Source organism: Wolbachia endosymbiont (group A) of Rhinocyllus conicus, assembly GCF_947250775.1.
Classification (GTDB): domain Bacteria; phylum Pseudomonadota; class Alphaproteobacteria; order Rickettsiales; family Anaplasmataceae; genus Wolbachia.
Genome location: NZ_OX366349.1, coordinates 23742 through 38679, shown reverse-complemented (window position 1 = coordinate 38679; position 14938 = coordinate 23742). Strand labels below are relative to the sequence as shown.

Below are 14938 nucleotides of genomic sequence, written 5' to 3'. Positions count from 1 at the left end.
AGCTAGTTGTCACTCTCTAATCCTGCAAATCGGCGTTCTATACTGTCTTAAACGCTTTGTAAGCGCGTTTCAGCTTATATGGGTAAAAACCCAGAAAGGCTGTGAAGACATAAGGTGCACATAGTGCAAAAAATTAAAAATAAGACGCCAATCACGTAATACTGTTGTCGTTTAATCTGCACAGATTGAAGATAATAAAATACCTTCAGTTTCATGATAAGGGGGCTGGCGGAGTTTGTCAAGTAGGTTTTGCGTTTTCATGCTACTTGGATTTTTCTAAATCATAATGTTTGCACAGACGTGCCTTTTAGCCACACTGCTAAACGGATACCAAATTTTTTGCAACATCAAGTGCAGCGTAAGTGAATATTGCACTTGCACCCGCACGTTTGAAACCAATCAAAGATTCATAAATCACCTTGTCATAATCTAGCCAGCCATTATTTGCAGCAGCTTTTATCATTGCGTACTCACCGCTTACTTGGTAAGCAAAAATCGGAAAATTAAACTTATCACTTGCTGTTTTGATAATATCCAAATATGGCATACCTGGTTTAATCATAATAAAATCTGCACCTTCATTTATATCCATTTCAATTTCGCACATTGCTTCGTGCGCATTTTTATAATCCATTTGATAACCACTTTTGTCTATAGAATGTGATAGCCCACATGAACCAACGACTTGCCTGAATGGAGCATAGAAGCTAGAGCAATATTTCACCGCATAAGATAATATTAATACGTCTTGAAAGTTATTATCATCTAATGATTTTCTGATTCTTCCTATTCTACCATCCATCATATCAGAAGGAGCAACTATATCACATCCTGCCTTCGCTAAAGCAAGTGCTTGCTTACACAGTACTGATATAGTTTCATCGTTTTCTACATCCATCTGATTATCTTTTAAAATGCCGTCATGGCCATGAATAGTGTATGGATCCAGTGCAACGTCTGCAATAATACCAATTTCAGGTACCTTTAATTTTACAGCACGGATTGCTTTGCAGATTAAGTTGTCAGAATTATATGCTCCCTCAGCGTTTTCAGATTTTAGTTTACTATCAACTACAGGAAAAATTTCAACAGCATTAATTCCTAAATCTTTAGCTTCCTTAACTATAGACACTAATCCATCTATTGAATAACACTTTACGCCTGGTAAGCCAGAAATTGGTTCAGTTGTTTCTTCTCTGTCGTGAACAAACAGAGGAAGAACCAGATCATTTACTGATAAACTATTTTCACTTGTTAAATTGCGAACCCATTTGCTCGAGCGCCTGCGCCTTAATCTTGTATTTGGAAAATTAAACATTGGACCCAGGTAAATTCCCAGTAAAGAGCAACACTCCTGAAATGAGTACCACCCAAAGCACCGATATTGGCAGAAACACTTTCCAACCAAGACGCATTAGCTGATCATATCGATAACGAGGTATTGTTGCTCTAATCCAAATAAATACGAACAAAAGTATAACTATCTTCAAAACGAACCAAATCAAACCTGGAATTTTGTAAAGTAAACTGAACTCCAGCGGCGGATACCATCCTCCTAGAAAGAATATCGTCATCATAGCACTTGCTAGAATCATATTTGCATATTCTCCAAGAAAAAAGAGGGCAAAAGGCATGGATGAATATTCAACGTTATATCCAGAGACAAGCTCTGCTTCAGCTTCTGGTAAATCAAATGGGTGACGATTAGTTTCTGCAAGCAAAGAAATAAAAAATATTATTCCTATAGGCATTAGTAGCAAATCAACCCAAAATGGCATGTTGTGTTTCGCTACCACCATCTCTCCAAGGTTCAACGTACCAGTTGTAACAACAACTGTAGCAACTATTAAGCCTATTAAAACTTCATATGAAATCATCTGAGCAGCCGACCGTATAGCGCCAAGAAATGCATAATTAGAATTGCTTGACCAGCCTGCAATAATTACGCCGTATACTCCCAGCGACGATATAGCTAGCACATAAAGCACTCCAACATTAATATTTGCTATAACCTTAGGAATCACTACTTGCTGGCCATTTTCTACAATTACTTCAGCACCAAACGGTATAACTGCCCAGGCAATTAATGCTAGAATAAAAGTGAGCATTGGAGCCATAATGAACAGTATGGTGCTCGCTCTAAATGGTATTATCGGCTCTTTAATCAGTAGCTTAATAGCATCTGCAAATGGCTGCAATAGCCCAAAAGGTCCAACTACACTTGGGCCGTGTCTCAGTTGAATTGCACCAATAACCTTACGCTCAAAGTATACCAAGTACGCAACTGAAAGTAGTAGCGGTACTAAAATAAATAAAATATTAACTAGCGTGTTCATAAAAAGCTTTAGTACAATCTGCCATTATTTTTGAAGCGCGACTTATTGAATCCGTCATATAAAAATTACACTCCTTTAAAGTGAAAGGTGTATTACTTAAGCTTATCCCATCATTGCTAATTGGCACCCATGTGTTTTTTACCACTTGATCGGCATTTCTAAACTGTGGACCGATAGTATCTAATTTTTTTCTCACATCAAATAAACTATCATACGGTAAAGAAAGGTCTAAATATTGTGAAAGATTTTTAATAATTAACCAATCCTCCTTTGCTTCACCTGGAGGAAATACAGCTAAATTTGTTCTTTGCACTCGACCTTCAGTATTTACATAAGTTGCATATTTTTCTGTATATGCAGCACCAGGCAAGATAACATCTGCCACATGTGCACCCTTATCACCGTGATGACCTTGACAAATTACAAATGTATTTTCTAATTTTGATGTATCAATTTCATCTGCACCAAGAAGATAAACCACTTCTATGTCACCACTTTCTGCATTTTCCAGTATCTGATTAGTGTCTTTTCCACCTTTTTCAGGAACAAACTCAACGTCCAGACCACCGACTCTTGCTGCAGCTTTATGCAGCACATTAAAGCCATTCCAATCATCTCTGATCATGTTAAATTTTTCTGCAATTTTGCCAGCTAGAACTAGAACTGATTCAGAATCATCTCTTACTAATGCATCTTGACCAATGATCAGCATAGGGTTTTGAGCAGCTACCAGCAGCTCACAGAACTTATGATTTCCATTTGCTATTTTACTCAAAACATCAGGATTATCGCCCAATTTCTCAACATGGTACAAATATTCAATGTTAGGACCAACACTTGCAATAGGAAAGTTGCCCTGTAAATATCTCTTTCTCAATCTTACATTAATGATCGGCGCTTCTATTCTTGGATTTGTATTTACCAGAAGACATAAATCTGCTTTTTCTATACCTTCAATTGTAGTATTAAATACGTAAGAAGCTCTATTGTTTGGGATCAGTTTTGCACCATCTTGTCTGCAATCTATATTTCCAGAACCAAGTTTTTGCATCATTTCTTTGAGTAGAAGCATAGACTCACAATCTGCTAAATCACCTGCAATTGCAGCTATTTTATTTGATTTTGTATTCTTTAATTTCTTTGCAGCAATAGTTAATGCTTCATTCCAATCAACTGGGGCTAATTTACCATCTTTTTTTACATAAGGTTGATCAAGACGCTGAACTTTTAGTCCATCATAGGCAAAGCGGGTTTTATCTGATATCCATTCTTCATTTACCTCTTCGCTCAGTCTTGGTAATATTCGCATAACTTCCAGGCCACGATAATCAACTCTAATGCTACTTCCCACAGCATCTAGCACATCTATAGTCTCACAATGTGATAGCTCCCATGGACGCGCTGTAAAGGAGTAAGGCTTTGAAGTTAAAGCCCCTACCGGGCAGAGATCTATGATATTTCCAGATAATTCAGAACTAATATGCCTTTTTATGTAAGTGCTAATCTCTACATTTTCTCCCCTTCCGATTCCTCCAAGTTCATTTGTACCTGCAACATCAGACAAAAATCTAACACACCGAGTGCAATGAATGCATCGATTCATCGCAGTCTCAATCAGTGGTCCGAAGTGTTTTTTTGGCACAGCCCTCTTATGCTCATCAAGTCTGCTGGTTCCTTTCCCATAAGCCATCGTGATATCTTGCAAATCGCATTCACCACCTTGATCGCAAATTGGGCAATCAAGCGGGTGGTTAATTAGCAAAAACTCAAGCACACCTTCACGTGCTTTTTTAACCTTAGGGGTATCAGTGTGAATAACCATCCCTTCTGCAACTGGCATTGCACAAGAGGCTACTGGTTTTGGAGGCCCACCCTCAACTTCAACCAAACACATTCTGCAGTTACCAGCAATTGCTAAACGCTCATGATAACAAAAACGTGGAATTTCAACGCCCACGACTTCACAAGCTTGAATTATAGTGAGCCCATGCTCTACTTCACATTCCTTAGAATTAATAGTAACTTTAACCACAACTATTATACAGCTTCCCACTTTATAGGATTGCCGCTTACCTCATCTTCAACCAGATTGCCGTTGTCATATTGAGCAGACATATAATTCATGCGCGAGTCACGATCTATATATCTAACAGGTTTTACCGGTTTATCTTTATACATTTTTTGCTCGGCCTTCTTACGCTGAGTAGGGTTATTTTTACTAGCTGTCTTTGCTTTCCCACCTACTGCCATATAAACTCCTAAAAACTTTTCATTCTATTTTAACACTTAAGTATATAGCGTCAATATTTAATAACTTTAAAATTTCAATAGATCTCTTATTATAATCATTGTTTAAATAAAAAGTTACTCCTTGATATCATTCCAGTGCTTGACCAGAAAAAAAGAAATATGCATCAGCTACTTTCATTTGCTGCGCCTCGAAAATAAACGTTCATGTAGCTGTGAGTCAAGCCATAAATCCAGTATAAAGACCTTTAATCATTGGCTTCGTAGTACTTTTTAACCAACTTATTAAGTAACCTTACACCAAAACCTACTGCTCCTCTTGGACAAATGTCAGTACCTTTTTCGTACCAAGCAGTGCCTGCGATATCTAAATGTGCCCAGCAAGTTTCATTCACAAAACGCTGTAAAAACTGTGCAGCCATTATGCTATCTCCACCAGAGCCTGCAGGAGCGATGTTTTGAACATCAGCAATCGGTGAATCAATAATTTTGTCATAAGTTTCATTCATAGGAAAACGCCATAACTTCTCACTTACTTCATTTCCTGCATCAATCAGACGGTTTGCTAATTCATCATTATTTGAAAAAAGACCAGCATATTCGTTATTTCCAAGTGCAACCACTATAGCACCAGTTAAAGTTGCAAGATCAATCATAAATTTTGGTGAGAATCTGTCTTGCGTATACCATAAAGCATCTGCAAGTATGAGCCTTCCTTCTGCATCGGTGTTCAACACTTCTATCGTCTGTCCAGACATTGAAGTTACTACATCACTCGGCCTTTGAGCATTACCACCCACTGCATTCTCTGCAAGTGCAACCACGCCGATTGCATTTACTTTTGCTTTTCGTCCTGCTAAAGCATGCATCACCCCAACTACAGCAGCAGAGCCTGCCATGTCATATTTCATCGACTCCATACCACGTGAAGGTTTGAGTGATACTCCACCAGTGTCAAACGTTATACCTTTACCAACAAAAGCTATTGGCTTTTGTTCTTTAGAAGCCCCATTCCATTTTATCACTACTAATTTTGGTTCTTTACTACTTCCTTGTGCGACTCCAAGCAAGGCTCCCATTTTTTTCTCTTCCATCTGCTTTTTATCAAGCACTTCGATTTCAAGGCCAAGCTTAGTAAGCTCTTTTTTTATATGATCAGCATAGGATTCTGGATATAGAATGTTAGGAGGCTCTGTTATAAAAGAGCGCGCAAGGAATATACTCTCACCTTCTTGCCTTGAGTGCTCAAATGATCTTTCAGCATTACTTAATTGCTCATCTTTTACTAATACGGTAATTTCCTCTACCTCTGTAATTTTCTCATCCTTTTTAGTTTTATACTTATCAAACTTAAAACTACGCAGAAACGCACCATATGCAACATTTGCTGCACTACCTTCGATTAAAATCGCTGCTTTCTTAATTTTTAATCTGCTTAGCTCACAATATATTTTACCACCAATATTTAATTCTTTATTTTCATTCCATTCATCCTTCTTACCAAGTCCAACAACTACAACGTTTTTTCCTTCTGGTAAAATGGTAGAAGAAAATTCACCAAAGCTTCCATTAAAATCGCTAAATTGCTTTATATTATCTATGATCTGTTTTCCTTGCAAAACTCCGCCATCATTTACGGTTTCGTTGTCCTCAAATAAACCCATTACTATTGTTTTAAAATCGGGCGAAATTTTAGAAATTGTTATTTTCATTGCTGGCATCTCCGTTGCAAATAATTGTAAACTGTACATAAAACATAGCAAAAACATCAGTAAGATATTTTTCATATACATCCTAAGTACAATAACATTCAAGTTTACTATGGACTACCTTACATGCAAGGGTTTTTATCTTTTATTAGAGAACTTATTATATCCACCCAAGGTAATGTTAAACGTATAGGTTTTTATGACCTGATCACTGTAAGTAAATGGTGTTATGAGAAGGCTTGCAAGCCCATTACTAACAAAATCTCCAAGAACAGGATCAGCACAATTATCGCAATTATGGTCAGCAAAAAACATTTGCGTTGTGAATTCTGGAAAATCTGGATGTTGAACTAGAAAGTTAATATGTGGAGCTCTCTCACCAATTTTACCAGGTGCTATCGTAATAAAATTATAATAGCCAAGATTATTCACTACAAACCTTCCTGATCCAGCAAAATTCGGATCGAGTTGATTATCCTCTATATTCTCATCGTAATGGTTCACGCCGCGTGAATTCGCGTGCCATATAGAAACTACAGCATTTTGTATTGGTAAACAGTTTATATCAGTAATTCTACCCACTATGTGTATTAATTCTCCTATTGCACTATTTGGAGAACCAGCTTTCCTTCTTAAATTGTTTGAAGAGCTAAAATTTTTTGGCCTTGCATCAAGGTCATATATTTCTGGAGTTTCAATGCAGTTGAGCAAAACAGGATCAGCTGCAAATAGCGGCAAACTGAATACCGTTTGTACTAAAAGCGCTAATAAGATATTTTTCACATTCATTTCATTTATAATGCTTTTATTCAGATTATAGCAGCTTTTTTCTTTTGTTTAAAGATAAGACTTCCTTTGGAGCCGCTTTATTTCAGTGCATAAGCTGGTCCTTTTCGGATCTTAGCGCTGTGTACATAACTGCACGAACGTCTAGCTTAGGGGTAAGATAGGAGAAAAATTAGGGCCCGCAAATTAATCCAAACACATAAGTGTAGTGTTACCACCGAATGCTGTAGTGTTAACACTTACAACTTTTTCTGTAGAAAAACGCTGTAAATAATGAGGACCACCAGCTTTTGGCCCAGTGCCAGATAGTCCTCTACCACCAAATGGTTGTATCCCAGCTGCTGCACCTATCTGGTTACGGTTGATGTAGACATTTCCAACTGATATTTTTTTGCTTATTAAATCGATCTGATTTTGTATACGGCTCTGCAAAGAAAATGTAAGCCCATATCCTGTATTGTTTATATCACTTATAACTTCATTTAATTGTGACTTGTTAAAACGTATGATATGCAAAATAGGACCAAATACTTCTTGCTTTAATTGCGAAATTTTTTGTATCTCATAAATATATGGAGGAAAGAAATAACCATTATGAGAATTTGTATCCATGGGTACTTTAAATAACAGATTTGAATCTTCGTCCTCTGACATTTTTTGCGTATGTTGAGTTAGCATATCGATAGATGCTTTGTCAATTATTGGACCAATATCAGTACTAAGTTGTATTGGGTCACCAATCTTGAGTTCTTGCGCTGCACCACATATCATTTTTATCTGCTTCTCTGCTATGTCCTCTTGAATAAACAGCACTCTAAGTGCAGAACAGCGTTGGCCGGCACTGCGAAACGCAGAAAGTACAACATCTGTAGTCACTTGCTCTAAGAGAGCGGAGCTATCAACAATCATAGCATTGAGCCCTCCTGTTTCAGCAATAAGCGGTACAATAGGACCATCCCTATCCGCAAGCATTTTATTAATTATTTGAGCAGTTTGTGTTGAGCCAGTAAAAGCTACTCCAGCAATTCTATTGTCTGGAACTAATATTTTGCCTAAATATCCACCATCCCCAGGAATGAGGTGTAACACATTTTTTGGTATCCCAGCTTCATGTAGTATCTTAACAGCTTCGTAGGCAATAATCGGCGTTTGCTCTGCCGGTTTTGCCAGCACCGCATTACCTGCTGCAAGTGCAGCTGAAACCTGCCCAATGAAGATAGCAAGTGGAAAATTCCATGGTGATATACACAGGAAAACTCCTCTGCCTTCAAAAAAGATGAAGTTATCTTCACCCGTTGGACCTGGCAATTTTTTCCAGTCGCTCAGTTCATTTTTTGCTATCGTTGCGTAGTAACGTAAGAAATCCACTGCCTCTCTTACTTCCGCTATTGCATCAGATAAAATTTTTCCTGCTTCTACGATCAGAATGTAAATCAACTCTTTCATCCTTTCTTCAAGCAAATCTGCAGCTTTTTCAAGGCATTTAGCGCGCTTTTCTGCTGAAACATTCTGCCATTCAGTAAAAGCATTATGTGCTATTTCAAGAGCGTTTAAAACTTGAGCACTTGTTGTATTTGACACTTCTCCAATTACATTTTCTAAATGTGCAGGATTCACCACTTCAGTAAATTTGGCATCATCAAAAAGTGACTGTCCGTCAATTATCGGCCCAACTTGCCATTTTTTTTCACTAAAGCTCTTTATATCATCTGCAAATTGTGAGACTATCACCGAGTCACTAATATCCATTCCCAAAGAATTTTTTCTTTCTGGTCCCAAAATATCTTGTGGTAACGGAATGCCTGGATGAGGTTCATAATTAAAATTTATAGCTTTTTCCAGTGGATCTGAAATTAACTCATCAATTTTAACGTTAGAATCATTTATTTGATTAACAAATGAACTATTAGCTCCATTTTCAAGAAGGCATCTTATAAGATAAGGCAACAAGTCACTATGTTCCCCAACGGGTGCGTAGACACGACAGCTAACATTTGTTGCAAGCTCTGACATTGCATAATCATATAAGTCTTTTGCCATTCCATGTAAGCGTTGAAATTCAAATCCAGGGTGGTTTTTATCAGCAAGTTCCATGATAGAAGCAAAAGTATAGGCGTTATGAGTTCCAAAGCATGGGTAAAAGCTGTTTGGTTTACTCAAAAGTTTCTGTGCGCACGCGAGGTAAGATACGTCAGTATAGCTTTTTCTTGTAAATACTGAGTAATCATTTAATCCCAATTCTTGCGTACGCTTGATTTCTGAATCCCAATATGCACCTTTTACAAGTCTGACCATAATTTTATGATTTGATCGAATAGCAACATCCTCTACAAAGTCAAGAGTAGACAAAGCACGTTTTTGATATGCTTGTACAGCCAAGCCAAGCCCTTCCCACTCAGAAAGTGATTCATCAAGCCGTAATTGTTCAAACAAGATTAAGGACATTTCAAGCCTTTCTGTTTCTTCTGCATCTATGCATAATGAAATGTTGTATTTTTTTGCTTCATGACAAAGCTCTAGCAGTTTAGCTCTCAACTCTTCAGCTATATTATCGAATTGACCAAATTCATAACGTGGATGTAACGCAGACAATTTGATTGAAATTCCATGCGATTTAAAACAATCATTTATTTCAGTGGATTCACCTATAGCTTTTATTGAGTGCATGTATGAATTAAAATACTCTTCTGCATCTTCAGCTGTGTGAGCAGCTTCGCCAAGCATATCAAAAGAGTATAAAAACTTACTATTGTCATCTAGTTTTGCATACCTTAAAGCTTCTTCTGTGGTTTCTCCAACAACAAAATGATTACCAAGCATAGACATTGCTTGTTTTACTGCTTTGCGAATGATCGGTTCTCCTAAATTCTTAAGTAACTTAGAAATTGCGTAATAGAACTTCGAATCGCCTTCATTATCTCTCAATATACTGCTACCTATCATCAAGCTCCATGTGGAAGCATTGACAAACAACGAAGAAGAGTGCCCTAAATATTTATTCCATTCCTGATTGGCAATTTTATCTTTGATTATTTCGTCTATTGTATAATCATCTGGTATTCTAAGTAGCGATTCAGCAAGGCACATCAATGCTATTCCTTCATCATTGGAAAGCGAGTATTGCTGCATAAAGGAATCTACAATACTTAATTTATTGTGTTTGATTTTTTCAATAACTTGTTTTGCAATATTATAAATTCTACTTTTTGAATCAGCTGAAAGCTCTGCTTTTTCTACAAGATAACGTATATAACTCTTTTCATCAGTACGATAAAATCCTTGTAAACGTTTTCTGAGTTCATTAGGTTCTTGTATAGAGGTAATCATAATTATCTATAAAACACCTTTACTATATGTAAGGTAAAATTATATCATAACTTTGCATAGAACAAATCATTATTTATGAAGGGACCAGGGCTGGCTAAAAGAAGTCCATGCAATAACTTTAAAAGGATTGTGCAAGTATGTAGCTTAACACTCCGCCATGCATTAAGTATTTAATCTCAGTTGCGGTTTGTACACAGCATTTGAGTTGAATTGATTGCTTTGAACTATCCTTTCTTTTGATGATACATTCTAAATTTCCACTTGGCACTATTTCACCTTTTATGCTTATTATCTCACTACCATCAAATATCTTTCTGGTTATTCCATTTTGGAATATAAGTGGAAGAACACCCATGCCGACCAAGTTGGACCTATGTATACGCTCAAAGCTTTCTGCAATTACAACTTTAATCCCCAACAATAAAGTACCTTTTGCTGCCCAATCCCTACTTGAACCTGTGCCATACTCCTTTCCTGCCACAATGATGAGAGGAACATTACTTTCTTTGTAGCGCATTGCTGCATCAAAAATCGACATAGTTTCTTGAGAAGGAATATATTTTGTATAGCCGCCTTCGATGCTTACCATTTCATTTTTTATTCTAATGTTAGCAAAAGTTCCACGCATCATTACATTGTGGTTACCACGACGAGATCCATACGAATTAAAGTCCTGTGGCTCAATTCCAAGATTTTTTAAATATATACCTGCAGGACTACTTGAGGCAATATTTCCAGCAGGGGAAATGTGATCAGTGGTTACGCTATCGCCAAACATTGCCAATATTTGTGCACCTTTTATATCGATTGTTTTATCTTTATTATTTTTAGGTGATAAATTATCAAAATAGGGCGGATCTTGTATGTAAGTGCTGTTTGCATCCCAATTATAGATTTCACTTTTTTCACACTTTATCTTTCGCCAATGTTCATCACCAGAAAAAACATCCTTATACTTTTGTATGAACATCTCACGTGTTACCACACTTTTAACACAATCTTCGATTTCATTGTTTATTGGCCATATATCTTTGAGATAGACATCATTTCCATTCTTATCTTTGCATATTGAATCTTTTGTCAAATCAATTTGCACAGTGCCTGCAAGTGCATATGCAACAATAAGTGGCGGAGATGCCAAGTAATTAGCTTTGACTAACGGATGAATTCTTCCTTCAAAGTTACGATTGCCAGATAAAACTGCAGCAACGGTTAAGTTTTTGTTTTTAATACCATCCTCTATATCTTTATTAAGTGGACCAGAATTCCCAATGCAAGTTGTGCAACCATATCCAACTAAATTAAAGCCCAAAGCATTCAGATCTACCTGCAACCCTGACTTTTCTAAATATTCTGTTACAACTTGTGACCCTGGAGCAAGAGAAGTTTTAACCCAAGGCTTTGATTTTAATCCAAGTTTAATTGCATTACGAGCTACAAGACCTGCAGCAATCATTACACTTGGATTTGAGGTGTTAGTGCAGCTTGTTATTGCTGCAATAACTACACTTCCATCTTGAAGCTTATCACTTTCCTTTAATTCGTTAACTGAAAATGATTTAGAAAAAGACTCTGCCACTTGTGAAAGAAAAACCTTATCTTGTGGTCTTTTGGGACCAGCCATTACTGGCTTCACGCTTGATAAATCAAGCTCTAGTGTGTCAAAAAACGCTAACTCGTCACTGCTACGCCACAGTCCTTGCTCTTTCGCATAAGCCTCAACTAATTTAATCAGCTCTTTTGGCCTTCCGGTCAAGTTTAAATAATCTAGCGTTTTCTGATCAATTGGAAAAAATCCACAAGTTGCACCATACTCTGGGGCCATGTTTGCTATAGTGGCTCTATCTGCCAAAGATAAATAATCTAAACCATCACCATAAAACTCTACAAATTTACCAACAACACCTTTCGTTCTTAGGATATTGGTAACCGTCAGCACTAAATCAGTCGCAGTTACTCCTTCCGGCAGTCTGCCAATTAATTTAAATCCAACTACTTCTGGAATCACCATACTAATTGGTTGACCAAGCATTACAGACTCAGCTTCTATGCCTCCAACACCCCAACCAAGGACTGATAACCCGTTAACCATTGTAGTATGGCTGTCAGTACCAACTAAAGTGTCAGGATATATGACTCCATCATTATTACACACAACTTGCGCTAAATATTCAAGATTCACTTGGTGGCAAATTCCAGTACCTGGTGGTACTACTCTAAAATTTGTGAAGGACGATTCCCCCCACTTTAAAAATTGATATCTCTCCAAATTTCTTTTTACTTCTAGCTCAACATTCTTACTGAATGCGGAAACACTTCCATAACTATCTACTTGAACAGAATGGTCGATCACAAGATCAACGGGCACAGACGGATTTATGCTGCTTGGATCGCCTCCATTTTTCTTGACATAACTCCGCATAGAAGCTAAATCGACGACAGCAGGAACCCCTGTAAAATCTTGCATCAACACCCTTGCTGGCTTGTAGCTAATTTCATGATTAGCGTGTTTATTAACGCAACTTGCTAGTATTTTTATATCATCCAGCTTTACGTTTACTCCATCTTCATTGCGCAATAAATTTTCAAGCAGAACCTTAAGTGAGCAGGGCAATTTAGTTACATCTATTCCTAAAAATTCACTAGCACTATTTAGGCTAAAATAGTTGTATGACTTCCCGTCAATGTTTAAAGTCGTTTTTGCGTTTAAAGAATTATTCATCCTGCATAACCATTTTTAAGTGAAAAATCAACTAATGATGTCATTCCAGTGCATGACACACAACTGTACGAATACCCCGCCAACAATGTTGCAAATTTTTCTTTTCTTCTCGATTATTTCCAGGAGAGTTTGGTAGCTCTTTTACACGAAATACCACATTTACGTCCTCAAGGTTAATTTCAATTCTCTTGACTAACGTTCTAATAATATCACGTTTAGTTAGCCAGTCTGCGTTATCAAGGTTTGATGTAATATTGGAAGAAAAGTCTTCTAAATTGGTTACAACCAAAGTTAATTCCTGTTTTAATTTCTTTTGATCGAATATCCTTTTCTTCTCCTCTTCAATTGTTTTTAAACTTTGTTTCATTGCTTTAATTCGTGGTTCAAATTCTTCTTGATTAATATATTCTTGAGCATAACTATCAATAAGTCTAGCAATACCACGTTTTAATTTATTTTCTTGTTTCTCTAGTAAATCGCTTTTTTGATCCCATGATGATTTTTTAAGCTCTGAAAGTCTACGCCTGTATTCTTCTAAAACCCTATTTGGATTTTTCAATAAATGCTTAACCTCTTCCCAAACGGCTGTTTCTAATGCATCTGTACGAATGTGTTTATTATCACAAATTTTATTACCACCAAAACGGTAAGAATCTCTACCAATACAACGATAATAAGCATAATGATCAATTTTTTCTCCTCGCTTATTTCTTACAGGACTTCCGTAATATGCATAACGACAACGCTTACATACGATTAAACCTTGTAGTAAATATTTTGCTCCTCTTTCTCTTGTCCTTGCTATTTTTCTATTCTCAGCTAATTGTTCTTGAACTATATCAAATACATCTTCGTCCACTATATTTGGCACTTTAACATAAATCCAATTTGCTTTTTCAACAGAATAGGTAGAGTAATTATCTTTCGGTTGTTCACAAGAATGTTTCTGTGGTCTGATATGTTGTAACTTTATACCTACTTTTGTTTTACCAAAAGCCGCTTGTCCTTTGTAAGCAGGATTTTTTAACATACCCCAAATCACACTTCTATCCCAGTACTTTTTTCCTGTTCGTGTTATAATAGACATAGTGTTTAGCCGACGACACACTTCCCCAATACTTGTCCTTTCTCTTCCTATCCACAAAAATACTTTCCTAACAACATTAGCTTCTTCTTCGTTTATTTCAAATAAAGCTTGTCCTCCTCCCATATATTTATCTATATAACGATAACCATAAGGAGCTCCTCCCATTACGCTTACACAACCTTTATTAGCTGCATAAATCTTTCCGCGACGACTTCGTTCCATAATTTTCGCTCGTTCATATTCTGCTATCATACCTTGCATTTGTAACAGCAATTGAGATTCTGGATTATCGTTAATCTCATAATTTAAGAAAACCGTTTCTGCTCCTGCTTTCTCAAATTCTTCAAGTAATACCATTTGATATGCATATTTTCTAGATAAGCGATCAGGTGAATGAATGTAAATTCTATCAATTTTACCTTCTGTTACTTTATCACGTAACTTTTCTAGATCAGGACGGACTAGATTAGATCCACTGTAGCCATTATCAATAAATTTATACTCACTTAATAATTTGTATCCATCCGTACTAATTTGCTTCTCTAAAGCTGCAACTTGACTTGCTATTGTATTTTCTTGTGCTTGTTTCCCCGAAGAAACTCTTGCATATAAACTCACTGTTACCATTTGATCCTCCTTGAATCCCATTTTTATGTTTTAAATTTTTTTGGCTTACTTGCTTTGACACGGCTTTTTCATAAGCATCTAACAAATACTTTTCTGC

Annotated in this window: 9 protein-coding genes; all 9 read right to left on the bottom strand. The window is 36.7% G+C overall.

What is annotated here, in order from left to right; genetic code table 11:
• Positions 1-319: 319 nt before the first annotated feature.
• The 9 genes from hemB to OOK92_RS00155 all read right to left on the bottom strand — a co-directional run bounded on the left by hemB (position 320) and on the right by OOK92_RS00155 (position 14862).
• Positions 320-1318, bottom strand: coding sequence for a porphobilinogen synthase (gene hemB, locus OOK92_RS00195; RefSeq protein WP_264735877.1), 999 nt, complete (start codon positions 1316-1318; stop codon positions 320-322).
• Positions 1311-2336, bottom strand: coding sequence for an NADH-quinone oxidoreductase subunit NuoH (nuoH, locus tag OOK92_RS00190; RefSeq protein ID WP_264735876.1), 1026 nt, complete (start codon positions 2334-2336; stop codon positions 1311-1313). The genes hemB and nuoH overlap by 8 nt, the downstream gene beginning before the upstream one ends.
• Positions 2320-4368: an NADH-quinone oxidoreductase subunit NuoG gene (gene nuoG, locus OOK92_RS00185; RefSeq protein ID WP_264735875.1), complete on the bottom strand. Its 2049-nt coding sequence runs from the start codon at positions 4366-4368 to the stop codon at positions 2320-2322. The genes nuoH and nuoG overlap by 17 nt, the downstream gene beginning before the upstream one ends.
• A gap of 5 nt (positions 4369-4373) precedes the next feature.
• Positions 4374-4586 (bottom strand): hypothetical protein, encoded by a 213-nt coding sequence (locus tag OOK92_RS00180; protein ID WP_006015760.1) that lies wholly within the window; start codon positions 4584-4586, stop codon positions 4374-4376.
• A 245-nt stretch (positions 4587-4831) separates the two neighbouring features.
• Positions 4832-6334, bottom strand: coding sequence for a leucyl aminopeptidase (locus OOK92_RS00175; RefSeq protein WP_264735874.1), 1503 nt, complete (start codon positions 6332-6334; stop codon positions 4832-4834).
• A gap of 96 nt (positions 6335-6430) precedes the next feature.
• Entirely contained in the window at positions 6431-7081 is a 651-nt protein-coding gene (locus OOK92_RS00170) for a protocatechuate 3,4-dioxygenase (protein ID WP_264735873.1), read from the bottom strand.
• A 183-nt stretch (positions 7082-7264) separates the two neighbouring features.
• Positions 7265-10405, bottom strand: coding sequence for a bifunctional proline dehydrogenase/L-glutamate gamma-semialdehyde dehydrogenase PutA (gene putA / locus OOK92_RS00165; protein ID WP_264735872.1), 3141 nt, complete (start codon positions 10403-10405; stop codon positions 7265-7267).
• Positions 10406-10523: 118 nt separating this feature from the next.
• Positions 10524-13127, bottom strand: a complete 2604-nt coding sequence (gene acnA / locus OOK92_RS00160) for an aconitate hydratase AcnA (protein ID WP_264735871.1) — start codon at positions 13125-13127, stop codon at positions 10524-10526.
• Positions 13128-13167: 40 nt separating this feature from the next.
• Positions 13168-14862 (bottom strand): recombinase family protein, encoded by a 1695-nt coding sequence (locus tag OOK92_RS00155; RefSeq protein ID WP_264735870.1) that lies wholly within the window; start codon positions 14860-14862, stop codon positions 13168-13170.
• Between the last annotated feature and the right edge of the window lie 76 nt (positions 14863-14938).